This is a genomic window from Microbacterium sp. ABR10 (assembly GCF_057812175.1).
This window is the reverse complement of record NZ_CM173821.1, coordinates 152,430-174,659: the sequence shown is the minus strand read 5'-3', so window position 1 is coordinate 174,659 and position 22,230 is coordinate 152,430. Positions and strand designations below refer to the sequence as shown.

18 protein-coding genes are annotated in these 22,230 nt (G+C 69.2%); 5 read left to right on the top strand and 13 right to left on the bottom strand.

What is annotated here, in order from left to right:
* Nucleotides 1-79: 79 nt before the first annotated feature.
* From ACXKZF_RS00795 to ACXKZF_RS00780, 4 genes are all read right to left on the bottom strand, one after another.
* Complete coding sequence (locus tag ACXKZF_RS00795; RefSeq protein WP_488985086.1) at nt 80-322, bottom strand: LPXTG cell wall anchor domain-containing protein; 243 nt, start codon at nt 320-322, stop codon at nt 80-82.
* Nucleotides 319-1,410: a hypothetical protein gene (locus ACXKZF_RS00790; protein ID WP_488985085.1), complete on the bottom strand. Its 1,092-nt coding sequence runs from the start codon at nt 1,408-1,410 to the stop codon at nt 319-321. Before ACXKZF_RS00790 ends, ACXKZF_RS00795 begins: the two co-directional genes overlap by 4 nt.
* 137 nt (nt 1,411-1,547) lie before the next feature.
* Nucleotides 1,548-2,192: a hypothetical protein gene (locus ACXKZF_RS00785; RefSeq protein WP_488985084.1), complete on the bottom strand. Its 645-nt coding sequence runs from the start codon at nt 2,190-2,192 to the stop codon at nt 1,548-1,550.
* A 299-nt stretch (nt 2,193-2,491) separates the two neighbouring features.
* Nucleotides 2,492-5,473, bottom strand: coding sequence for an immunoglobulin-like domain-containing protein (locus tag ACXKZF_RS00780; RefSeq protein ID WP_488985083.1), 2,982 nt, complete (start codon nt 5,471-5,473; stop codon nt 2,492-2,494).
* A 351-nt stretch (nt 5,474-5,824) separates the two neighbouring features.
* On the opposite strand from ACXKZF_RS00780, the gene ACXKZF_RS00775 reads away from it, so the two are divergent.
* A complete protein-coding gene (locus tag ACXKZF_RS00775; RefSeq protein WP_488985082.1) occupies nt 5,825-10,156 on the top strand; it encodes a family 43 glycosylhydrolase in 4,332 nt (1,443 codons plus the stop codon).
* A gap of 235 nt (nt 10,157-10,391) precedes the next feature.
* Entirely contained in the window at nt 10,392-10,571 is a 180-nt protein-coding gene (locus ACXKZF_RS00770; protein ID WP_488985081.1) for a hypothetical protein, read from the top strand.
* 231 nt (nt 10,572-10,802) lie between these two features.
* Here the strand turns inward: ACXKZF_RS00770 and ACXKZF_RS00765 are convergent, their stop codons facing one another.
* Nucleotides 10,803-11,087, bottom strand: coding sequence for a hypothetical protein (locus ACXKZF_RS00765; protein WP_488985080.1), 285 nt, complete (start codon nt 11,085-11,087; stop codon nt 10,803-10,805).
* Nucleotides 11,088-11,455: 368 nt separating this feature from the next.
* On the opposite strand from ACXKZF_RS00765, the gene ACXKZF_RS00760 reads away from it, so the two are divergent.
* Together ACXKZF_RS00760 and ACXKZF_RS00755 are read left to right on the top strand one after the other, a co-directional pair.
* The gene (locus ACXKZF_RS00760; protein ID WP_488985079.1) at nt 11,456-11,830 is read left to right on the top strand and encodes a hypothetical protein; all 375 of its coding nucleotides are present in this window, start codon (nt 11,456-11,458) and stop codon (nt 11,828-11,830) included.
* Nucleotides 11,831-12,771: 941 nt separating this feature from the next.
* The gene (locus tag ACXKZF_RS00755; RefSeq protein ID WP_488985078.1) at nt 12,772-12,939 is read left to right on the top strand and encodes a hypothetical protein; all 168 of its coding nucleotides are present in this window, start codon (nt 12,772-12,774) and stop codon (nt 12,937-12,939) included.
* A gap of 214 nt (nt 12,940-13,153) precedes the next feature.
* Here the strand turns inward: ACXKZF_RS00755 and ACXKZF_RS00750 are convergent, their stop codons facing one another.
* The 3 genes from ACXKZF_RS00750 to ACXKZF_RS00740 all read right to left on the bottom strand — a co-directional run bounded on the left by ACXKZF_RS00750 (nt 13,154) and on the right by ACXKZF_RS00740 (nt 16,300).
* A complete protein-coding gene (locus ACXKZF_RS00750) occupies nt 13,154-14,053 on the bottom strand; it encodes a carbohydrate ABC transporter permease (protein ID WP_082484829.1) in 900 nt (299 codons plus the stop codon).
* A complete protein-coding gene (locus tag ACXKZF_RS00745) occupies nt 14,050-14,937 on the bottom strand; it encodes a carbohydrate ABC transporter permease (protein WP_488985077.1) in 888 nt (295 codons plus the stop codon). Before ACXKZF_RS00745 ends, ACXKZF_RS00750 begins: the two co-directional genes overlap by 4 nt.
* A gap of 61 nt (nt 14,938-14,998) precedes the next feature.
* Entirely contained in the window at nt 14,999-16,300 is a 1,302-nt protein-coding gene (locus ACXKZF_RS00740; RefSeq protein ID WP_488985076.1) for an ABC transporter substrate-binding protein, read from the bottom strand.
* A gap of 186 nt (nt 16,301-16,486) precedes the next feature.
* On the opposite strand from ACXKZF_RS00740, the gene ypfJ reads away from it, so the two are divergent.
* Nucleotides 16,487-17,359, top strand: coding sequence for a KPN_02809 family neutral zinc metallopeptidase (ypfJ, locus tag ACXKZF_RS00735; RefSeq protein WP_488985075.1), 873 nt, complete (start codon nt 16,487-16,489; stop codon nt 17,357-17,359).
* A 260-nt stretch (nt 17,360-17,619) separates the two neighbouring features.
* On the opposite strand, the gene ACXKZF_RS00730 is transcribed toward ypfJ, so the two are convergent.
* From ACXKZF_RS00730 to ACXKZF_RS00710, 5 genes are all read right to left on the bottom strand, one after another.
* Nucleotides 17,620-18,198: a copper resistance CopC family protein gene (locus ACXKZF_RS00730; protein ID WP_488985074.1), complete on the bottom strand. Its 579-nt coding sequence runs from the start codon at nt 18,196-18,198 to the stop codon at nt 17,620-17,622.
* A 2-nt stretch (nt 18,199-18,200) separates the two neighbouring features.
* A complete protein-coding gene (locus ACXKZF_RS00725) occupies nt 18,201-18,947 on the bottom strand; it encodes a YcnI family copper-binding membrane protein (RefSeq protein ID WP_488985073.1) in 747 nt (248 codons plus the stop codon).
* Between the two features lie 64 nt (nt 18,948-19,011).
* Entirely contained in the window at nt 19,012-19,614 is a 603-nt protein-coding gene (locus ACXKZF_RS00720) for a hypothetical protein (RefSeq protein WP_488985072.1), read from the bottom strand.
* A 221-nt stretch (nt 19,615-19,835) separates the two neighbouring features.
* The gene (locus tag ACXKZF_RS00715; RefSeq protein WP_488985071.1) at nt 19,836-21,086 is read right to left on the bottom strand and encodes a wax ester/triacylglycerol synthase domain-containing protein; all 1,251 of its coding nucleotides are present in this window, start codon (nt 21,084-21,086) and stop codon (nt 19,836-19,838) included.
* 24 nt (nt 21,087-21,110) lie between these two features.
* A complete protein-coding gene (locus ACXKZF_RS00710) occupies nt 21,111-22,202 on the bottom strand; it encodes a VanZ family protein (protein WP_488985070.1) in 1,092 nt (363 codons plus the stop codon).
* Nucleotides 22,203-22,230 lie beyond the last annotated feature (28 nt).

Below are 22,230 nucleotides of genomic sequence, written 5' to 3'. Positions count from 1 at the left end.
ACGCGTCACGGCCGGACGTGAGGCCCGCGCCCCATGCCCTCGCCGCCGGATGACACACGCGGCGACGGGGGCCGCGCTCTCACGCGCGGCGGCGGTGACGATGCAGCAGAGCAGCGCCGACGGCCACGACGACGATGGCCCCGGCGGCCATCAGCCAGGCCGGCTCCAACCCGGTGGCCGCGAGCCATCCGTGTTCGGGCACACCCGACGGCGACGTCGCGACGCCCGCGGGGGCGGAGGGAAGGACCGTCGGAAGGGGGGTGATGTCGACGTCGACGGAGACGACGTCGTCTCGCTGCAGCGCCGTCGCCGAGAGGGTCATCGGCGCCCCTCCGTGGGCGCGGAGTCCGCGGCTTCAGCGCGGCCGGGGGCCGCTCCCGTCGCCGGGGGCGAGACGAGGCCGGCGGAGGCGGCGGTAGAGCCGTTCGCCGCGAGACGCCCTTCTTCGCGCGCACGGTCGAGGGCGGCCGTGAAGCGGCGGCGGCGCCAGAAGAGGGCCGCGACGATCAGGAGGACGCCGAGCAGGACGAGGAGTTGCGGCACGGGGAGCGCCCACAGCGACGCATCCGTCGACTGGGGTGCGACCTCGACGGCACCGCCGCCCAGATCGGTCGCCGTCGGCGCCAGGTCGATGGACCCCGGCACAAAGAAGGTGGGCCAGACGTCGGCGACCGCAACGGTGAACGAGCGGGACTCCCCCGGCAGAAGCTCCTGGCGCGGTGCGCCGTCGGCGGGGAAGACCGCGGATCCGGTGCCGATGATCGTCGCCCCGGTGACGAGCAGGCTGGCGTTGCCGGTGTTCTCGACCGTGAACGACGTGCTCGCGGAGCCCGGACGGAACGGGTTCCACGACATGTCGTATCCCGACTCGACCCCCGAAACGGAGTACGAGGGAACGATGTCGCCGGTGACGCGCGTCATCACGCGGAAGCCGACGCGGCTCTCGACCCCGACCTCGGAGCCGCTGGCGTCGGTACCGGTGGAGGAGACGGATGCGGCAATGCCCGCCGCGTGGTCACCCGGGATGGCGCCCTCCGGCACCGTCGTGGTGAAGGGCACGACGACGGTGCCGTTCGGGCCGACGGTCACCGAGTCGGGCAGGTCGATCCACAGACCCGCATCGACCGACTCCTGATCGGAGGGCAGCATGTTGAACCGGCCGGTGTCGGTGTAGTACCCGTCCGCCGCGGAGAGGGCGAACGTCACCTCCGTGCGGCTGAGGTTGCGCACGGCCAGGAAGTCGGCGCGCGACGCCCCGGGATCGAGTTCCTGCTGGATGACGCCGCGGTCGTCGGCGCCCGATGCATCGGCGGGGGTGACGGACCAGGTGATGTCGTCGGCGGATGCCGCGGATGCCGCGGGTACGCCGAGGAGGAGCGGAGCGACGACGGCCGCAAGGGCGATCGTCATCCGAACGAGAAAGGGGCGTGTCTTGGACATACCGCTGCGTCACCATCCCAGATCTCCGTCGATCCCGTCGACATCGTCCCTGATACGAAACGGCGGGCCGAGTCCTGTTCAGGACTCGGCCCGCTCGTGCTTCGAGCTTACGGGGTGTACGCGTCCTCGAACAGCGACAGCGTCAGCGTCGAGGAGTACGCGCCCGGCGTGACACCGGCCTCGGTCTTCAACACCAGGGCGGCGTCGGCGGTCCACGACGACTCTCCGCCCTCCTTGACGGCGGCCGAATCGAGCGCGGTGTACAGCAGCTCCTGGTCGACGAGGCCGACCGCGTCGTCGCCGGTGTCCTCGGACGTGGCGACGGGCTCGCCCTCAGCCACAAGGCCGCTCTCGCCTGCGTCGACGAGGCGCGGGGTCCAGCCGAGGTGGTCGGGGGAGATGGTGGCGCCGCCCGGGCCGGTGAAGGCCGAGGCCTGACCGACCACGTACCAGAAGCGGTCCGCCGGGATGTCGGCGACGTCGCGGGTGTCGGTGACGGTGACGGTGGGCAGGGCGCCGTCGAACTGGCGCACGTCGGCGTCGCCGGATGCCGACTCCGTCAGCGTGGCCGACGTACCGGCCACGGTCAGGCTCAGGCTGCCCGGGCCCACGACAGGCGCGATCTGCACGTTGACATCGACGTCGGAGTCTCCGACCTCGGCGGCGAACGCGGCACCAGCAGTGCCCACGAGCACCAGACCACCGGCAGCAGCTACGGCGATACGAGCCGCGGCACCTTTGGAAAACTTCATTGTGTACTCCGTTTCTTCGTCCGACACCGACGTCGAACGACTAGCAAGCTCACCGGACACTCCGGTCGTTACGGGAAGGATCCGGGTCATCCCCCGCCCCGCGACATGATGAATGTTAGCGAGAACACCTTCCGAAGACAAGTATTCCGGATGGTGGAGGAGGAATCAGGATCGAGGGTCACGCCGAGAGGGCGCATACCGTCGAACCGGGGCACCACCGCTCGCAGAAGCGGCGGTCCCCCGACTCGCGCGCCGGCGAATGACCCGATCAAATCGGGCCACCCACCGGCCGCGCAGGATCAGCCGCAGCTGCCCCGGGGAGTCGGCACCGTGAACGACGTCGCGTCGTTCTTCGTACCGCTGGTCACCGCGTCGATCGACAGCGTGCCGGCGTCGACCGATGCCGCGCGCGTCGAGAACGTCGTCGAGGCGGACTTGCCCGCGGCGACGGTCATCTTCTTGCTGCCGAAGGCACCGGCGACCGTGACGTCGGCGGCGACGGAGTCGGCGTTGGTCACCGTCACGACCTGCGTCACCTTCCCAGCGATGCAGCGGTTCGCCACGGCGGCGGACAGGTCGAGACCCAGCGAGAGCGCCTCGGACGACGACGTGGTGACTCGGCCGTCGGCGTACCCGTCGTATCGTGCGGTCACCGAGCGCACCGTGGCCGGCACCTCGACGGAGGCGGAGCGCTGGCTGAGCTTCACCGTCTGCGTCCAGCCTTCGCCCGTGAAGGTCACGGTGCCCGCGACGTCACCCCGGTCGGCGGCGGCGACGACGGCGGTGGCCGTGCGCCCCTCACGCGTGAGGGCGGTGGTCGAAGCGACCGCCTTGACCGACGTCCAATCGCGCATGGCGGTGAGGACCGACTGGTTCACGCTCACGAACGAACCGTGGCGCGGGCTGGCGGGCAGGCCGCCGACCGGGCGGACGTTCCAATCGGCGCGACGCGACAGGCGGTCGCTCTGCGAGCTGCTCGCGATGGCACCGCCCGTGGTGACGAAGGCGCGGTATCCGCCCGCACCGAAGTTGTCGACGAGGAAGGCGTATCCGTCGCCCCCGGCATTGTTCGGGTCACCCTCGTTGAGCTTGACGATCTGCGGACCCTCGCCGACCTCGTTCGTCTCGAGACGGGTCATGTAGGTGTCGGTGAGCTGCCACGTCTTCTCGGGATCGGCATTCCAGTCCGAGCGGGTCGTCGGCGCGGTCAGCACCTTCGACCGCTCGAGGAAGATGTCCTTGCCCGCCTCGAGGCCGTCGGCTGCGCCGCCCTCTTCGTTCTTGGAGAAGCGGTAGTAGTAGTCGCCGATCTTCTGCACGGTCGAGTCGATGCGGGCGAAGCCGGTGTTCTGCCACTCGGTGGGCGGGTAGGTGAACGTCTTGAAGTCGCGCGTGAGCACGTAGAACACCCGCGCCTGCAGGTTGTCGGTGTTGGTGTGCGACGCGTCCTTGTACAGACGCGACGAGAAGTGCACGACGTACGACTGCAGCGCGTCGTCCCAGTAGGCCTCGGGGGCCCAGGTCATGCCGGCCTCGGGCTGGTTGACCGTGATGCCCTCGTTGACGCCGTTCGTGCGGGTCCACTGCACGAGGTCGGTCGATTCCCAGACCTCGATCTTGAGCGAGCCGTTCGACTGCGCCGGGCCCCAGCCCGTGCCGCAGCTGATGCACAGGTCGGTGGCGACCATGTAGTACTTGTCGCCGTCCTTCGACCGCAGGATGTACGGGTCGCGCAGACCCTTCGTGTCGGTCGTCGACGTGATGACGGGCTGACCGCCGTTCACGGGCGAGAACGAGAAGAAGTCGTTGCCCGACGTCGCCGCCTGGTAGATCTTCTCGTCGCCGTCGGACTTGAAGTACGCCGCGGCGTATCCGGCATCCGGAGCCCAGCGTCCCTTCTCGGCGACCGTGACCTCGAACGTCTTCTGCGCGGACTGCCCGTTGAGGGTGGCCGTCGCCGTCAGCGTGACCTTCGCGTCTCCCGCGCCGTAGGCGGGACGTGCGACGAGACCGCCGCCGCGGTAGGGGTCGGCGGCACCGACGGCCGGCGCGACGTACGCGGCCGAGGTCGAGGAGACCAGGGCGGGGTTCGACGAGGTCCAGCTGATCGCGGCGCCGTTGACGGCGCCCTTCGTGGCCAGCGGCAGGTTCTCGGTCGTGCGGGATGCCAGGGAGATGGCATCCAGGTCGGTGGAGACGCTGGGAGCGATGACTGTGACGTCGAAGGTCAGGACGCCCAGCGAGCTCGTCGCCGTGAGGGTGACGGGGGTGTTCGTCGAGATCGAGCGCGAGACGACACCGGTGGTCGACACGACGGCCGGGTTGGACGACGCCCAGGTCAGCGCGACGCCGTTCACGGACGAGGCGAGGTTGAGGTTGCTCGAGACGCTGTCGAGCGAGGTGTTGGAGCGCAGCATGGTCGCTGCGACGTCACCACGCAGGAGCGCGGAGGTGGTCGACGACTTCTGCGACGCCGTCGGCATGCTCGACCCGACCTGCTCGGAGGTGAGCGCCGCGTCCCAGAACTTGACGTCGGTGACGTCGGCGCGCAGCAGCGAGTCGCCCTGGTAGAGCGACCGGCCGAGGTAGCCGAGCACGTTGCCCGAGGGAATGATCGAGCTGAGCGAGTTGGCGTGTGTGAGGGTCGAGATGACGCTGCCGTCGCGGTACAGCGTCAACGTGTTGCCGCTGCCGACCATCGTGAGGGTCGTGAACCCCGGGTTGAGTCCGCCGCCGGCGGGCATACGCGTCTCGCCGTTGCTGCTGCCGCTCTTGACGCGGATGGCGGCGAGCACCTGGTCGGTGTAACCGCCCTGCGCCGAACGCGGGCTGAGGAAGATGTGGTTGCCGAGCTGCGTGGTGTTCCACGGCCCGACGCCGTCGCCGATGACCCACCCGAAGTGGTTCGCCGCGGACTGCGCGGCGACCGTGTACTCGACGGTGAAGTCGTTGTCGGTGCCGGTGACCAGGCCCTTGGGAAGCGCGGCGTAGCCGTCGGCCTTGAATCGCAGCACGGCGTCGCCGGCCGCGTCGGCGAACGACGCGTCGGTGAACCCGGTGAGCGAGGCGTTGCGGCTATTGCCCGAGACATCGAGGAGCGACGTGCCCGAGTGCGACATGTCGTAGTGCGCCGTGGGCGCCGGCACGTCGGCGGCGTGCGCTGCGGGCGCGACCATGCTCATCGTCGAGGCGACGAGCACGCCGGTGACAGACGCGGTCAGCGCCTTCGACACACGACGCGAACGCACGGCTCGGGGTGGGCGGGTGACCGGTGATCTCATCTTCGAGACCTTTCTCTCGGCGCTGTGCGCGCAGCTTCGACGGTGGGGGCCGAGGCGAAGCGGTGGGGTGGTGCGCCGAGGCGGCGGCGCGTCGGCCGCCCCCGGGAAGGACGACCTCGAGAGCGCTCGCGCGCTCCCGTGAGGCGACGGCGGATGCCGATCGTGGTGCTCAGGTTAGCGGTACCACTGGCGCGGGGCAATCCTCCGCCGTCCATGCGATCCGTGCGCGTCGGCTGCGGCCGACCCGCACGGCACCGGCTACCGTGGGGTCTTGTTCCCCGTGGCTGTGAGCGATAACATTCAGCATCCCTGCACGACGGCAGCCAACGACGGCTGTTCGAAAGGATCGCAATGGAGCACCCCCTGCCCCGCCGCGCGCTCGCGAGCGTCGCGACACTCGCCCTCGCGCTGACCGGCGCCCTCGTCGCCGCGCAGCCCGCTGCCGCCGCCGACGACCGGCTGGTCGCCCACTACCCCCTCACGGATGCGAGCGGCACCACCGCCGTCGATGCGTCCGGCAAGGGTCGGAACGCCACCTACGTCGGAGGCGCGGCCCTGACGGGCGGCGAGGGCGTGCGGTTGGACGGCACCGACGACTACGTCGACCTGCCCGACAACCTGCTGGCCGGCCTCGACTCGATCACCATCAGCACCGACGTCCTGGTGCGCGGCGATCAGGGCACGCCGTACTTCATCTACGGCCTCGGCAACACGGACGGCGGGGGTGTCGGCAACGGCTACCTCTACTCGACCGGCAACTCGTACAAGACGTCGATCGCGACGGGCAACTGGAGCACCGAGCAGACGGTGAACAGCAACGCCAACCTGCAGCGCGACGTGTGGAAGACCCTCACCTACACCCTCGACGACGCCACCGACACGGCGCGCATCTACCTCGACGGCGCGCAGGTCGGCCAGGCCACGGGCGTCACCACCAAGCCGAGCGCCATCGGCGGCGGATCCACCGCGGCGAACTACATCGGCCGCTCGGTCTACAACGCCGACCGCCGCCTCGCCGGCAGCGTGCGCGACTTCCGGGTCTACAACGCCGCCCTGTCGGCAGCAGACGTCGCAGCCCTCGTGCCCACCGACGCCGCCCGTCTGCAGCGCGACGCCGCGGCCCTTTCGCTCGGCGACCTGAGCGCCGTGACCGCCGACCTGCGTCTGCCCACGACGGGCGTCAACGGCGCCGCCATCAGCTGGGCCTCCAGCAACACCGCCGCGGTGAGCGCGACCGGCAAGGTCACGCGCCCGGCGGCCGGACAGCAGCCCGCCACCGCGACGCTGACGGCGACCCTCACCCGTGGCTCGGCCACCGAGACCCGCACCTTCGCCGTCACCGTGGCAGCGATGCCGGGCAACGCCGAGCTCGCGAAGGCCGACCTCGACAAGATCAGCATTCCTAACGCCACCGACGTGCGCGGCAACATCACCCTCCCGGCCACCGGGTCGGTCAACGGCACGGCCATCACGTGGTCGGCCTCGCCGTCGGGTGTGATCTCGACGTCGGCGACCGGCGGCAAAGCTGCCGGCGTCGTCACGCGCGGCGCGACCGACACGAAGGTGACGCTGACCGCCGCGGCATCCGGTACCTCCGTCACCCGTCAGATCGAGGTCACCGTCAAGGCCGCTCCGGCGGGTCTCGACAAGGACTACACGGCCGGATACCTGTGGACCCACTTCGCCACCGAGGGCGGCTACGAGAAGATCTTCATGGGGCACAGCACCGACGGTCTGCACTGGGAGAAGCTGAACGACAACAAGTCGATCCTCGCGAACCTGGGCGGCGACCTCGGCGTGCGCGACCCGCACCTCGTGCGCTCCCCCGAGGGCGACAAGTACTGGATCATCGGCACCGACCTGCACGCCGAAGGCGGCGGAGCCGGCGGTTCGGGCTGGGACCAGCTGAACGCGAGCCAGAACCTCGTCGTCTGGGAATCCACCGACCTGGTGAACTGGAGCGACCAGCGCATCGTCTTCGCCGGCTTCGACAAGGCCGGCTGCGTGTGGGCGCCCGAGGCGATCTACAACGAGGCGACCGGCGAGTACTACGTGTACTGGGCCGCGCGCGACCAGACCGACAACAACACGCCCGACTGGGCGCTGCGCATGTACCTCACCAAGACCCGTGACTTCACGACGTTCACCAAGCCCGAGATCTGGACGACGCTGAACCCGAAGGGCGACGGTCAGGGCGGTCGGAACATCATCGACTCGACCATCGCGAAGGAGGGCGACACCTACTACCGGTTCTCGACCTCCGACTGGGACACGGTCGTCGACACCGCCCCGTCGCTCGACGGTCCCTGGACGCAGAAGATCGCTCCCGGGCGAGCTGCCGCGGCGGGTCTGCGCGGCCGCATGGAGGGTCTCACCGTCTACCAGCTGCCCGATGGTCGATGGTCGGTCATGGGCGACGAGTTCAACTACTACGCTCACACCGCCGACACACTCGCCGGCAACAAATACACCCAGCTGAGCGCCGGTCCCGGAGCGAACCAATTCTCGTTCGACCAGAGCTTCCGTCACGGGTCCGTCCTGCGCCTCTCGAAGGCGGAAGAGGCGCGTCTGCTCGAGAAGTACGGCGACACCCCGGTCACACCGGAAGAGCCCCAGCAGGGCCCGATCGCGGAGTACACGTTCGAGAACGGCTCCCTCGCCGACTCGGTGGGCGACGCCGACCTCACCGCCTCCGGCACGGCATCCATCGCTACGGATGCCGAGAAGGGCTCGGCTCTGAAGCTGACCGGTGCGGCGAACGGCTTCGCCTCGTTCCCGACCGGGTTCTTCGACGGCCGCGACACGATGACGGTCTCGATGGACATCAAGTCCGAGCGCACGAGCGGGAACTTCTTCACCTTCGCCTTCGGGCAGAGCCAGGACAAGTACTCCTTCCTGCGGGTGCGGGGCGGTGAGGCGCGCACCGCGATCACGAAGGCGACGTGGCAGAACGAGTCCGACGTCACCGGCAGCATCTCGAGCGGCCAGTGGCACAAGTACGACCTCGTCTACGACGGCAAGACGCTGCGCATGTACATCGACGGGGTGAAGGTCGATGAGAACCTCGCCCTGAACGCCTCGGTGAGCGAGCTCGGCTCCAACCTCATGGGCTATCTCGGCAAGTCGCTGTACAGCGCGGACGGGTACTTCCAGGGCTGGTACGACAACGTCCGGGTGTACAACCGGGCGCTGTCGAACACGGAGATCCTGCAGAACGCGGGCGTCGAGGACCAGCTGCTCGACGTGTCGCTCACGCAGCCCGAGAAGCTGAAGATGGCTCCGATCACCGACGGCAAGGCGCGCACCGTCATCCTTCCGGTGGTCAAGGGAACCGACGTGTCGAAGCTCGCCCCGACCTTCACCACGGTCCCCGGCTCCACGGTGTCGCCGGCCTCAGGGACCACGGTCGATCTGACGAAGCCGGTGACCTACACGGTCACGACGCCCTCGGGTGCGAAGGCGGAGTGGAAGATCGAGGCGCGCGTGGTCAACAGCCCCGTCTTGCCCGGCCTGTACGCCGACCCGAACATCGCGGTGTTCGGTGACACGTACTACATCTACGCGACGTCCGACGGCTTCCCCGGCTGGGGCGGCAAAGAGTTCTACGTCTGGAAGTCGAAGAACCTGACGGACTGGACGCGGTCGGCGACGCCCTTCCTCACGCTCGACGGTACCAACGGCAACGTGCCGTGGGCCACGGGCAACGCGTGGGCGCCCACCATCATCGAGCGCGACGGGAAGTACTACTTCTACTTCAGCGGCCACAACGCCGCCCTCGACCGCAAGACGATCGGTGTCGCCGTGGCCGACAACCCCGAGGGGCCCTTCACGGCGGAGCCCAACGCGATGATCCTCAACAACGAGGCCGTCACGTCGGGCCAGGCCATCGACCCCGCCGCCTTCCACGACCCGGTGACGGGCAAGTGGTACCTCGGCTGGGGCAACGGCTCCCCCGTTCTGGCAGAGCTGGCCGACGACATGAAGTCGATCAAGCCGGGCACCTACCAGCGGATCAACGGCCTGACCGACTTCCGCGAGGGCGTGTTCTTCAACTACCGGAAGGGCCTGTACCACCTGACCTACGCAATCGATGACACCGGATCGGAGAACTACCGCGTCGGGTACGCCACCGCGACGAGCATGAACGGGCCCTGGACGTACCGCGGCGTGATCCTCGAGAAGGACCTGTCTCTCGGCATCAAGGGGCCGGGCCACAGCTCGATCATCAACGTTCCCGGAACCGACGACTGGTACATCGCGTACCACCGCTTCGCGATGCCGAACGGCAACGGGAACAACCGCGAGACCACCATCGACAAGGTGACGTTCGGCGCCGACGGCCTCATGCAGAAGGTCACCCCAACGCTCGAGAGCGTGAAGCCGCAGACTGTTCCCTCGCCGGGTCCCGAGGTCACGGCCGCCGTGACCAGCCGGTGCGTGGCGGGCAAGGTGGTGCTGGCGGTGTCGGTCACCAACCGTGACGATGCCCCGGTTTCGCTGAACATGACGTCGGACCACGGGTCGAAGACGGTGGCATCCCTCGCCGCGGGCAAGACGACGACGCAGAGCTTCACGGTGCGCGCGTCGTCGCTGGCGGCCGGCACCGTGACGGTCACCGCGACCGACGCGGGTGGCGCAGCGACCGAGGTGAAGGCCGGATACGGCGCGCGCACCTGCGGCTGAGACATGATGAGCCTCACCGGTGGGTGAGGATTGTGGGCCCCGGCTTCGGCCGGGGCCCACTTCGCGTGCGGCTGCGGCTCCCGCCCGGACTCCTTGTCGTTCTCACAGGAAACCCTCTTGTTACCGAGAACGCGACCAAGTTAGCGTGGAACCAGAGGTCACCCTCGCCCACCGACCAGGGTTCCCCGAACCCGCGTAAGGCCGTCGACGTCGACGGCCCCGAGAAGGATTCCCGATGACCCGTCGTCAGATTCTCTCCGTCCTCGCCAGAGGGCTGCTCGTCACCTCGGCCGTCGCACCGGTGGGACTGGTCGCCTGGGAGCAGGCCGATTTCGAGAGCAGCGCCGTCTTCCAGATGAATGCCACCGAGCCCGACACGCTGTTCATCAACGGGCGCGCGTTCGTCCTGGAGTGAGCTGCGGACACGGTACGTGATCCCCGTCGGGTCGCCCATCGCGCCAGAAGCGGGTGAGCTTGAAGCCGACGCCCTGCGCCGTCGATCGAGGAGCTCACAAGACGACGCAGTGAGGCGCTGACTCCCCAACTTGCCCCCTCGGCCCCGCGCACGCTTGCACCCCCGTTGAGGGTCCACGACACTCCGCGTCGCGAGCCCGCGAGCGGCGCGTCGTGGACACTCAACGGGGGGTTACTTGATGCCGCTGCGCGCGAAGCCCGCCACGAAGTACCGCTGGAAGACCAGGAACACGATCGCGATCGGCACCACGTTCAGCAGGGCGTACGCCATGGTCGCGCCGTAGTCACTGCCGAACTGGCCCTGCAGGTAGAGCAGGCCGATCGGCAGGGTGAACAGCCGGTTCTCCCGCAGCGCGATGAGGGGCCAGGCGAGACGAGACGACCAGAGATGCGGATGCCATCCGCATGTCGGCCGCAGGTGATTCTCGTGCTTCCCGCAGGCGCGCACCCTTGTCACCCGCTCACCTTGCTCATCCTGGTGGTCCCTATCGGCGCGGTCCCACCGTCGGATGCGCCACGAGGAGTTTCTCTCGGTCGCCGCCATGGAGCACAGTGAAGCGTTTCGCGGGACGTGGCCCGGCTGTGGCGTGAGCATGCTCCTCGTCGTGGCAGAGCGTCGAGACGTACGGCATATTGAGGAGCATGATGAGCGGAGTAGGCGGATCACCCAGTCCGATGCGGGCGGGAATTTCACTCAGTGTGGTCTTTCTTTCAATAGTCGGCGTTCACGTCGCTGAGACGTTCACGTCACCCGCGCAGGCGATCCAACCGGAGCGCGTTACGCAAGCAGTGCACGTTGGTGAGCCCACCACGCTGGATGCCGATGTGGCGCGTATCGCGACAATCGCGGAGGACAGATTCCCTGATGAGTTCGCCTACGCGGGCATGGCGGATGACTCTAAGTCCGGGTACCTCGTCTTCCGGGGAGCAGTTCCCAGCGAGATAAGGCGGGAAATACCCGACGGTGTGAGCATCGCCCTGATCGCCGACGCAGGCTTCACTATGCGAGAACTCAGTTCCTACGCTGCCGACCTGTCCCGGAGCGCCGACACGCCGATATCAGGCGCGGTGTCCGTTCTGGTCAGTCCGAAGCCCGCAGACCGGCGATTCATCGTCAGTATCGGCCGCGCAGAGCTTGAACAGGACAGCACGAGAAAAGGCGTCGGCGATGAACAGGACATCGATCAGATCGCTGAGTAGATCAGGGACTTCGTGGATGAGGTCCCACCGCCATCCTCTTTTGCGGTGGAGGTTGAGGCCGACCTCCAGGACGTGTCTCAGCCCGAGGCAGAGGGCGGGGGACGAGTTCTGGCGGGTAGCTGCACCGGCGCTTTTCCCGTGAAACGCAACCAGGGCCCCGAACTCGGGATTCTGACTGCTGGGCATTGCCCCGGCACGGGTTCATACGGCGGCACCTCTAATATGTTCTATCCCGTGTTCCCGTATTCTCTCAGCACGACCAGCAATGCATCAACTGGCGGGGATTTCCGGTGGAACCACAGTCGATACATGTTGGACGGCTTCACGTACCTCGGCGAGGGCGGAAACCGGAGATTTACCTCAGCAGTAAATTCGGTGTACGGCGGAGCGGTTTGCGGATACGGGAAGACGACGGGTCATAAGTGCGGTTCCGTATGGTCCGTCGGGTCGCAGGCCACGATCTACGTCCCGGACGGAAACGCTAACTACACGGTCGGGCCGCTTACATGCACCGTCAGCCACGTCACTCAGCCAGGAGACTCAGGAGGGCCCTGGTACATCCAGTACAACTCGGTGGCCACCGGCATCCATTCCGGCCACTACAACGGGAGCTCATGCTGGAGTTCCGCCCCGAATGCGCTCCGCGCCTTCGACATGAGCCTATGGACCGGGTGATGCGAGCGTCCAGGTGGCACTCGCTTACGTGCGTTCTGTTCATCGGGGCACTCAGCGCATGCTCGCCTCCGGCGGGAAGCATCGACTCGATCATCACGGGCAGAGTGCCGGTGGACCGAGTGAGTGAGACGCTTGGGGGGACCCTCATCGATGTCGATGGGTGCGCCAGCATCGCGCTATCAACTGACCTCGTCTACCCCGTTGTCTGGCCCGGAGGATTCGAGATTCATGATCGCGGCGCATCCGTCGGAGACCATCACGGACGAGTGAAACTGGGCCAACACCTCTCCAGCAAGGGATACCTCATCGAGAGGGCCGTTCTCAACAGTTTGCAGGACCCGCCGGCTGCATTGTTCGGCGTCGACACGTGCTCCCCCGAAGCCGACACCCTCGTCGTCCTCACCCAAGTCGAGGACTTCGATTCGACCGAGTGAGTCTCATCCTGGGATCAGCACATGATGCCAGCTCAGCCGTGATCACGGACCCTAAAAGGGTCCGAGTCCGAGAATGCGCATCGGCTGACGCGGTCTCGACCGCCTATACCGCCGGCGGCCTCTCGCCCGCCGCACGCTTGCATCATCCGTCGAGCGTCCAGAACACGCCGCGTCCCGGACGGGGATGCGGCGTGTTCTGGACACTCAACGGGGGTTACTTGATGCCGCTGCGCGCGAAGCCCGCCACGAAATACCGCTGGAAAACCAGGAACACGATCGCGATCGGCACCACGTTCAGCAGGGCGTACGCCATGGTTGCGCCGTAGTCGCTGCCGAACTGGCCCTGCAGGTACAGCAGGCCGATCGGCAGGGTGAACAGCCGGTTCTCCCGCAGCGCGATGAGGGGCCAGGCGAAGTCGTTCCACGATGACAGCAGGCTCATGAACACCAGCACCGCGATGAGCGGCTTCGACAACGGCAGCACGACGCGCAGGAACGTCTGCACGTGGCCCGCTCCGTCGAGCCGCGCCGCCTCGATCAGTTCGCGCGGGATGCCGAGCATGAACTGCCGCGCGAGGAAGAGTCCGAACGCGGATGCCGAGACGGGAAGGATGACCGCCCAGTAGGTGCCGTACAGGCCCGTGGCGGTGACGATGCGGAACAGCGACACCATGATCACCTGCACCGGCAGCACGAGGGTCGCGAGCGCCAGGAAGAACAGCGCCGTCGATCCGCGGAAGCGCAGCTGCGCGAACGCGTATCCGGCGAGCAGGCTCGTCGTGACCGAGATGAGGGTTACCACGACCGCGATGGCGACGGAGTTGCCGAACCAGGTCGCCACCGGGAACGACGCGAATACGCGCTCGAAGTTCTCGAAGGTCACCTCGCGCGGCCACAGGCGCAGCTCCCGGCCGCCCAGCAGCTCGGCGCGGGACGAGAAGGCTACCGCGAGCATCCAATACAGCGGCGACACCGCCGCGAGCCCGACAACCGCGACGATGATCGTGCGCAGCGCCGTTCCCCGGCGTCGCGTGCGATCGGCGGCCTTCCGACCGGCAGTCACGGTCGGCGGTGACACGGGAGATGTGGATGCCACCCGCTCGTCGACGCTCATTCGACCACGTCCTTCGTGTTGCTGGCGCGGTACTGCGCGGCGGCGAAGACGAGCGCGAAGAGGAACAGCACCATGCCGATCGCCGCGGCATAGCCCTGGTCACGCGTCACGAAGCCCGTCTCGTAGGCGTAGGTCACGAGCACGCTGGTCGCTCCTCCCGGTCCGCCCCCGGTGAGCACGAACACGATGTCGAACACCTGGAACGAGAAGATGACGTTGAGCACGACGAGGAAGAACGATGTCGGGCCCAGCAGCGGCACCGTCACATGGCGGAAGCGCTGCAGACGGCTCGCTCCGTCGAGCGTGGCGGCCTCGTACAGGTCGGGGCCGATGCCCTGCAGCCCCGCGAGGTAGATGAGCATGTTGAAGCCGGTGCGCCACCACACCGTCGCCAGCACGATCGTCGCGAACGCCGGAAGCGGATCCGACTGCCAGGTGACGGGTGAGAGCCCGACGGCCGACAGCAGGCGGTTCAGGATGCCGGAGTTCTGATCGAACACGAGCACTCCGATGAGGGCGGTGGCGACGCCCGACACCGCCATCGGCAGGATCAGCAGCGAACGCCAGAGCGGACGCGCCGGCAGCGCCGAGTTCAGGAGCGTCGCGGCCACCAGCCCCAGGAGCATCGACAGCGGCGTCACCAGCACGGTGAACAGCACGGTGTTGCCCAGTGCCCGCCAGAACAGCGGGTCGCCCGCGAGTCGCGCATAGTTGTCGAGCCCGGTGAAGGCTCCCGCGCCGAAGCCGTCGGTGCGCTGCAGGCTGACCACGAACGCCCCCGCCAGCGGCACGAGCACGAACACCAGCAGCAGCAGGTAGTTCGGCGCGATGAACCCGTAGGCCGCGAGCGCCTCTCGGCGCGCACCGGGGCGGCGGGTGCGCATCCGCTCCCCCGACCCCGAACGACCCGACCGCGGCGCCGTGTCGGGCCGGGCTACCGCGGTGTCAGCCACCGGTGGCCGCGCCGATCCCCGACTGCAGGTTCGTCACCGTGGTTGCGGCATCCTGTGCCCCGGTGAAGGCGAGGTCGAGTTGCTCCTTCAGCACCGGGATGATCGCCGACATCGACGGGCTCGCGACCTGCGCGACGTCCTGCGGCTGCACGAGCGAGGCCTGGCCCGCGAAGACGGGGCCGAGGTCGGGCCGTACGTCGAAGGTGAGGTCGTCGGTGAGCAGGTCGGTGCGGGTGGGGAGGAGGGATGCCGCGCGGCAGAAGTCGCGCATGGGATCGGCGTTCGTGACGAACTCCAGGAACGCGGCGGCCAGCTCGGGCTGCTGCGTGTTCGCCGTGGCGACGAGCGCGTTGCCTCCGAAGTCGCTGCCGGCGCGGGCATTTCGCGGTGCGAACGTCGCCGTCCATTCGAAGTCGGCGGTCTGCTCGGCATCCGGGATCTGGAACGCGCCCGACCACACCATCGCCACCGACTGCGAGAACCACGACTCCGCCGCATAGCTGGAGGAGGCGATCGTGTTGTTCGCCGGCACGTAGTTCTTGGTGAAGAACGAGCTCGAGAACTCCACCGCCTCGCGGGCGGCGTCGGAGTCGATCGCCGGCGTCTTCTGGTCGCTTTCTATGAAGGCGCCGTCGGACTGGAACAGCAGGCTCAGCCAGCGCGTGACACCGTTGCCCTGCCAGTTGTAGGCCCACGGCCAGCGGTCGGCGGGAAGGCCCGCGCGGAGCCGCTCACCGAGGGCGTCGAGCTGGTCCCACGTCCACGCCTGATCGGCCGAGGTGGGGATCTCCGACGGGTCGATGCCCGCCTGGCGGAACATGTCGAGGTTGACGAGGATCGCCGAGGTGTCGGTGTGGTGCGGCAGTCCGAAGGTACCGTCGCCGTTCTGCACGGCCGCCCACGCCTGCGGGGTGAACTGCCCCTGGCGATCGGCCGAGAGCAGGGGCTTCAGGTCGAGCAGCTGCCCGCGCCCGGCGTAGGCGCCGAACGTGTAATACGGCACGCGGAAGATGTCGGGCGGGTTGCCCGCCTGCAGCTGCGCATCGATGTTCGTGAACATCTGCTCGTACGGCACCGCGTTGAGCTCGACGGTCGAACCCTCGTTCGCCGCCTCGAACGCGGCAATGGCGGAGCGGAAGCCGGCGAGCTCGGCATCCGTCCCCCAGGTGGTGAAGGTGAGTGTGCCCTGGCGTCTCTCGGCGGGGGCGGTCTGGACGAATCCGCAACTCGCGAGAAGGAAAGGCAGCGCGAGCGCGCCCGATCCGGCGAGGAAGGTACGGCGTGTCAGTGGCATGACGGACTCCGATGGTTGTCGTCGAGAAGCGGACGCCGGGGCTGCGATGCTTCTCGCGGCTGACGGTACCCCCGTCCATTTCCGAGATCAGGGGGTTGCGCCGGCGGCTTCCGCCTGCGCAGACACCGCTTCTGTGCGAAGTCCAGCCCCATTCCGCCCGGTCGACGCGCGCGTAACGTGACGTCCGTGACGTTCAACGACAATGCGCGCGTCGGCGGCAATTCCGCCAAACGCCGGGGCGGAACCGTGGCGGCGATCGGCGGCGGGACCGTCGGTATCGGCGCGATCGTGGTACTGCTGTTCTCCGCCCTCACCGGCACCGACCTGACCGGGTTGCTCGGCGGGCAGCAGGCCGCGGGCCCGGAAAGCGGCGGCGAGGAGATCGCCGCCTGCGAGACGGGCCGGGATGCCAACAGCGACGACGCCTGCCGCCTGGCCGCGGCCTCTCTTAACATCGACCAGTTCTGGGCCGAGCGCCTCGAGGGCTATCGCGCGCCGCAGCTCGTCATCGTCGACCAGGCGACGGGGAGCTCGTGCGGCACGGCCTCGAACTCGACGGGTCCGTTCTACTGCCCGCCCGATGAGACGGTCTTCGTCGACCCGACGTTCTTCTCCATCCTGCGCGCGCAGTACGACACGACCGCGGGCCCCCTGGCGCAGCTGTATGTGCTCGCGCACGAGTACGGCCACCACGTGCAGAACCTCACCGGCGTGTTCGAGCAGTACCCGAACAACGGCACCGGTCCCGACAGCAACGGCGTCCGCACCGAGCTGCAGGCCGACTGCTACGCCGGGGCGTGGGTCGCCGCCGCCGGTGATCAGGTCGACGAGAACGGCACGCCCTACCTGCAACCGCCGACGCCGCAGCAGATCGCCGATGCCCTCTCGGCGGCGTCCGCCGTGGGCGACGACCACATCCAGGCCGAGTCGGGCGGTGTCGTCAACCCTGAGAGCTTCACGCACGGCTCCAGCGAGCAGCGCACCCGCTGGTTCGACGTCGGGTACGACAGCGGCGTGAACGCCTGCGACACGTTCGCGGTGCCGGGCCAGAACCTTTAAGGGTCGCGGATTCCGAGTGTCGGGGACACCGTCGCTCGCCGGTCGCACGGAGAGTGCGTGACCGGCGGACGGCGTCGAGGGAACGCGCCCCGTCACCAGGACAGGGGATGCGGCGAGAACAGGTCGACCTGAGTCGGTGGGCCTGTTCTGGTGCTCTCTCCTGTTCTCATGCCGCCACCGCGACGTCGGCGGACGAACGGATGCCACGACCCGGCGACCTGTCAGAGGCGCGCCGGGCCGCGGCATCCGGGCTCGGACCGTCAGTCCTTCCGCGTGCGGGGGCGCAGAATGACGACGATCAGCACGCCGACGAGCACGACCACTCCGCCTCCGAGGAGCAGGCCAAGGGTGAGGCCCGACATCCCGCCGGCGCTCTCCGGTTCGGCCGCCGCCTCGGTCACTCCGGCGGCACTCGCGCAGGGGGAGGTCTCGGAGCCCGTCGAGACGTTCTGGCCCGTGTACGCGAACGGGATGACGCCCGAGACGGGGTGCCCGTCGGACGAAACCGCCCGCCACTCCACGGAGTAGTCGCCGGGGGCTCCGAGGGCGACGGGCAGCGTGAGGGTCGGTCCCGCCAGCGCCGCGCACTCGCTTTCGTAATGGCGCCCGTCCGGGCCGACGACGATGACGATGTTGCCGCCGTCGGTGCCGAGCAGGTTGGCGCTGAAGTCCAAGCGCACCTCCGACAGGGACGACAGCGTGTCACCCTCAGCGGGCGAGGACGACACGAGGGAGTCGTGCGCCGAGGCGGCGGTGGCCCCGCCGAGGGCGGCGGTCATCGCGGCCGCGACCACCACCGCCCCGGCCAGAACCCGCCGCAGCACGTTCCGGGATGCCACGATCAGCTCCGCTTCGGGCGACGCGCGAAGGCGAGGGCGCCGAGCACGGCCCCGGCGACGGCGACGACGAGGGCGGCGATGCTCAGGCCGAGGGCGACGCCGGACGAGTCGTCGGACGGCACCGAGGTCGCCGTCATCGCGTCGGCCGCCGGGGCTGCCGACGCGGCACCGTGCCCGCTGTGGCTGTGCTCGCCGCTGGGCGGGGTGTCGTTGATGTAGAGCACCGGCGCGGGCTCGAGCGTGTCGTCGGCCGCCACCTCGTCGGGCGTCGCCGCCCAGTCCACGACCTCGCCGTCGGAGTAGGTCTGCGTTGCGGGGAGGACGATGCTGCCGGTGTCGGGCACGGGCCCGAGCACGGCGGAGAAGATCTGGAACTGGTCCTGACCGATACCCACGCCGGGATCGGCCTGCCACACGATCTTCAGCGCGGCATCCGAGATGGTGTTGCCCTCGACCTCGACCGGTGCGGGCAGTGCGCCCTTCTCGACGGTGGCCGTCCAGCCGGAAACGGGCTGCACGAGAACGGCGCTCAACGGGGTGTCGGTGGGGAGGGACACCTCGAGTTTGACGGTGGACGCGGTCTCGCTCTCGGTGGGAACCCGGAAGTTGACGGTGGCGTAGCTGCCCGGGGTGGCGGTGTCCGGGTTGACGGTGACATGGGCGGATGCCGCGAGGGGCGCGGCGATCGCGAGGGCCGCGCCGGCGGTGAGGCCGACGAGGGCACGACGAAGAGTGGTCTTGCGAGACATGGTGCTGCTTTCTGACGGTGCGCACGCCGAACGGGCGTCTTGCGCGGTTGATGAGGGTGAGGTGTCACGCCGCGCGCGGCGGACCCCGGTGCCTCATCGGCGACAACACCGTCATCGGCGTCGTCAGCAGCAGCGGCGCGGGCGCCGCGGGAACGGCATCCGTCCGCGGGCCGAGTCCGCGCAGGGGGCGCATCATCGACAGGGCCGCGACCACGAAGCGGACGATCGCATGCACGGCCCGCTCACCGCGACCGAGCGCGAGGATCGTGACCACCGCGGCGAGGGCGTGCGCCGCCCACATCCACGGCGAGTGCGCCGCGTGCACCGCGGGCAGATGGGCGGTGGCGGCGGCGTCGAAGAGCGCGGTCGCTCCCCCGTGATGCGCGCCGCCGACGGCTATGCCGTCACCGCGCAGGTCGAGTATCAGGATGCCGTGGAACAACGCCTGGCTCAGCACCACCGCTGCCGACAGTCGCCACCACGACATCGCGCGTCCGGCCAGCAGCACGCACACGGGTGCGGCGAGGCTCAGCGCGAACGCGACATTCGACGCCGGCGGCAACTGCGAACCGACCGAGGCGTGCGAGACGGTCGCGAGGAAGGTCGCCACGGCGGCAGCGGCGACACCACGACCCACGCGCTGCGCGCGCCCTGCTCTCGACGACATGCGACTCCCTCGCGACCAGCCTAGGCGCCCGAGAACCTGCGACGCCGGTGGTGCTCCGGCGTCGAGACACGGCAGCCCGGCGTCGACGCCGAGCCGCCCCGCGCACTACGGCGGACGCCACCATCGACACGCCGACACACGGCACCCGGTACCGGCGTGTCGGCCAGAAGCCCCGCCTTGGTGCACCGACCCGCGCACGGGATGCCGGGCACGCCGCGTGGTCACAGGCTCGAGCGCAGCGCCTCCCACGCGTCGTGCGCCGCGTCGGCGAGGAGCTCGACGTCGGGAACGGCGTCGGCATCGACGCAGAAACCCACGCCCAACCACCGATCGTTGGAGATCGCCGCGACCCGCAGTGCGTGCCGCGGGCCGGGCTCCGACGACGTGTACACGTGTCCCACCCGGCGTCCCGCGACGGCCACCGGCACCTGCGGGCCGGGCACGTTCGAGATGGCGAGGGCGAACTCGCGTGGATCGTCGGCGAGCCCCCGCGCCAAGGCGCCGACGGGCCCGGCCGCGGCGAGCGCACGGAACAGGTCGTCGAGCGATCGGGCGTCGTGCGCGTGCTTGCGTGCGCGCATCTGCGCGCTCAGCAGGTCGAGTCGACGCAGGTCGTCCGGCTCGTCGAGATGCAGCCCCACATCGACGAAGGAGTCGCGATTGCCGGATGCCGCGGCATCTTCCCCCTTCTCGTGCAGGCTCACCGGAACCTGGGCATTCATGCGGGGCGCGTGACCGTGGTGGAGGAGGCGCCGGCGCAGTGCCCCGGCGATCACGGCGAGGAGGACGTCGTTCACGGTGGCGTGGGCCGGGCGCGACGCGCCGACCGCCCGCGCCTCGGCGAGAGGGACGTCGACGAAGGCGAGTGCGCGACGCGCGGTGAGGGGGCGATCGAACGGCGAGCGCGAGCCGGGGTGCCCCAGCTCGCGGGCGAGGGTCATCGGCATCCGTTCCCATTCGCTCCAGCGCGTCGGGCGGGCGTCGGGGTCGCGGAGGCCGACCTCGTGGGCCGGGGCGTCGTGCGGCTCGAAGAGCACCGACTCGAGGAAGCGCACCGCCGTCAGACCGTCGGCGAGCGCGTGATGAAGGCGCACCGCGACCGCCTCGCGTCCGTCGGCGAGGGGGCCGACCAGGTCGACGCTCCACAGGGGCCGGGAGCGGTCGAGGGGCTCCGACATGAGTCGCCCCACGACCGCCCGCAGCTCGGCCGGGTCGCTCGCCGCGTGCCGGCGCACGTGCGCGGTCACGTCGACGGTCGGGGCGTCGACCCACGCGGGGCCGTCACCCGCGTCGACGACCACCTGACGTCCGCGCGGAAAGGCCGGGAGGCGATCGGCGACGCTCGTCCGCACCGCGTCGAGGTCGAGGGCCTCGCCCGGCTCGAGCACGAGCAGCTTCAGGGCGTGCCCGCGCACGACGTCGGACTCGAGCGCCAGGATGCGCGCATCGGCCGGAGACAACGGCTCTCTCATGCGGTCACCGTAGGGCAGACCTGCTCATCGCGCGACCGTTCCCCGGTCGACCGTCGGGCTCACCACCCCGGCCCGGTCGTCGACGAGCCTGCGGCGGCCCAGCCAGCCGGTGAGCCCGCGTCCATCGCGCCAGACGAACACCAGCGCGACCGTGGCCAGCGCCAGCACCGGCGCCGTGGCCGACCACGGCGCAGGCAGCGCACTGAGCAGCACGAACGCGCCCGCGCCCGTGACGAACCGCAGCGGGCGAGCCGCCCACGCGGGCAGCACGCCGTCGGTGAAGCGCACGCGCGTGGCGATGTCGCCGACCGAGCGGCCCGTCGCCAGCACCACCACGAGCCAGAGTCCTGTCGAGACCACCGTTCCGGCGAGGGAGGCGACCTCGTCGGTCGAGAAGGTGGCCGCCTCCCCCAGAGCGAGGGTGATCACCGCCTGCACCACGACGGACACCGCGAAGCTCACGAGCCAGACACCCACGACGTCGCACACGATGCCCAGGACGCGACGGCGACGGGTGACCGGGCGGGGCTTCTCGGCATCCGGAGCCCTCCGCGCCCCGCGGTGCTGGGCCGGGACGGCGAACGCGAGAATCGAGCCCAGCAGAGCCCCCAAGGTGTTCACGATGAGGTCGTCGACGTCGAACACGCGGTAGGCGCAGGGGAAGATGCCCCACACGCCGGTGAGCTGGGTGGTCTCGATGATCCCCGAGATCACGAACCCCGACAGCCCCGCGATGAGGATGCCGCGCCCGCCGAGTACGCGCAGGAAGAAGCCCAGGGGCAGGAACAGCAGCACGTTCAGCGCCACCTGCAACACCACGGGATCGGTGAGGTAGCGGCCCGAGACGGCGACGGCGGAGCGGATGTCGTCGACGAATTCGAACGGCCGCAGGTTCACCCCGCGGCACCGGTAGTCGTCGGACTCCGGAACCGGCACGAGCGTGTAGGTCCAGATCGCCCAGAAGTACACCGCCGCGCTTGCCCAGAGAGCCGTGCGCCAGAGCGTCAACCCTCCGCGGCGGCGATAGCTGATCGCGACGAAGGGGATGAACGCCAGCACTGCGACGACCGCCCCCGCCACGACGGCGAGCAGGCCGGATCCCAGGATGTTGTCCACCCCGCGAGCTTAGGGAAGGATCCCCGCG

What these genes read in the sequence shown, in the direction of transcription:
- ACXKZF_RS00785 (WP_488985084.1), bottom strand. Translation starts at nt 2,192, where the DNA reads ATGAAGTTTTCCAAAGGTGCCGCGGCTCGTATCGCCGTAGCTGCTGCC.
- ACXKZF_RS00740 (WP_488985076.1), bottom strand. Translation starts at nt 16,300, where the DNA reads ATGCCACTGACACGCCGTACCTTCCTCGCCGGATCGGGCGCGCTCGCG.
- ACXKZF_RS00750 (WP_082484829.1), bottom strand. Translation starts at nt 14,053, where the DNA reads ATGAGCGTCGACGAGCGGGTGGCATCCACATCTCCCGTGTCACCGCCG.
- ACXKZF_RS00780 (WP_488985083.1), bottom strand. Translation starts at nt 5,473, where the DNA reads ATGAGATCACCGGTCACCCGCCCACCCCGAGCCGTGCGTTCGCGTCGT.
- ACXKZF_RS00790 (WP_488985085.1), bottom strand. Translation starts at nt 1,410, where the DNA reads ATGACGATCGCCCTTGCGGCCGTCGTCGCTCCGCTCCTCCTCGGCGTA.
- ACXKZF_RS00795 (WP_488985086.1), bottom strand. Translation starts at nt 322, where the DNA reads ATGACCCTCTCGGCGACGGCGCTGCAGCGAGACGACGTCGTCTCCGTC.
- ACXKZF_RS00720 (WP_488985072.1), bottom strand. Translation starts at nt 19,614, where the DNA reads ATGTCGTCGAGAGCAGGGCGCGCGCAGCGCGTGGGTCGTGGTGTCGCC.
- ACXKZF_RS00745 (WP_488985077.1), bottom strand. Translation starts at nt 14,937, where the DNA reads ATGCGCACCCGCCGCCCCGGTGCGCGCCGAGAGGCGCTCGCGGCCTAC.
- ACXKZF_RS00775 (WP_488985082.1), top strand. Translation starts at nt 5,825, where the DNA reads ATGGAGCACCCCCTGCCCCGCCGCGCGCTCGCGAGCGTCGCGACACTC.
- ACXKZF_RS00725 (WP_488985073.1), bottom strand. Translation starts at nt 18,947, where the DNA reads ATGTCTCGCAAGACCACTCTTCGTCGTGCCCTCGTCGGCCTCACCGCC.
- ACXKZF_RS00770 (WP_488985081.1), top strand. Translation starts at nt 10,392, where the DNA reads ATGACCCGTCGTCAGATTCTCTCCGTCCTCGCCAGAGGGCTGCTCGTC.
- ACXKZF_RS00715 (WP_488985071.1), bottom strand. Translation starts at nt 21,086, where the DNA reads ATGAGAGAGCCGTTGTCTCCGGCCGATGCGCGCATCCTGGCGCTCGAG.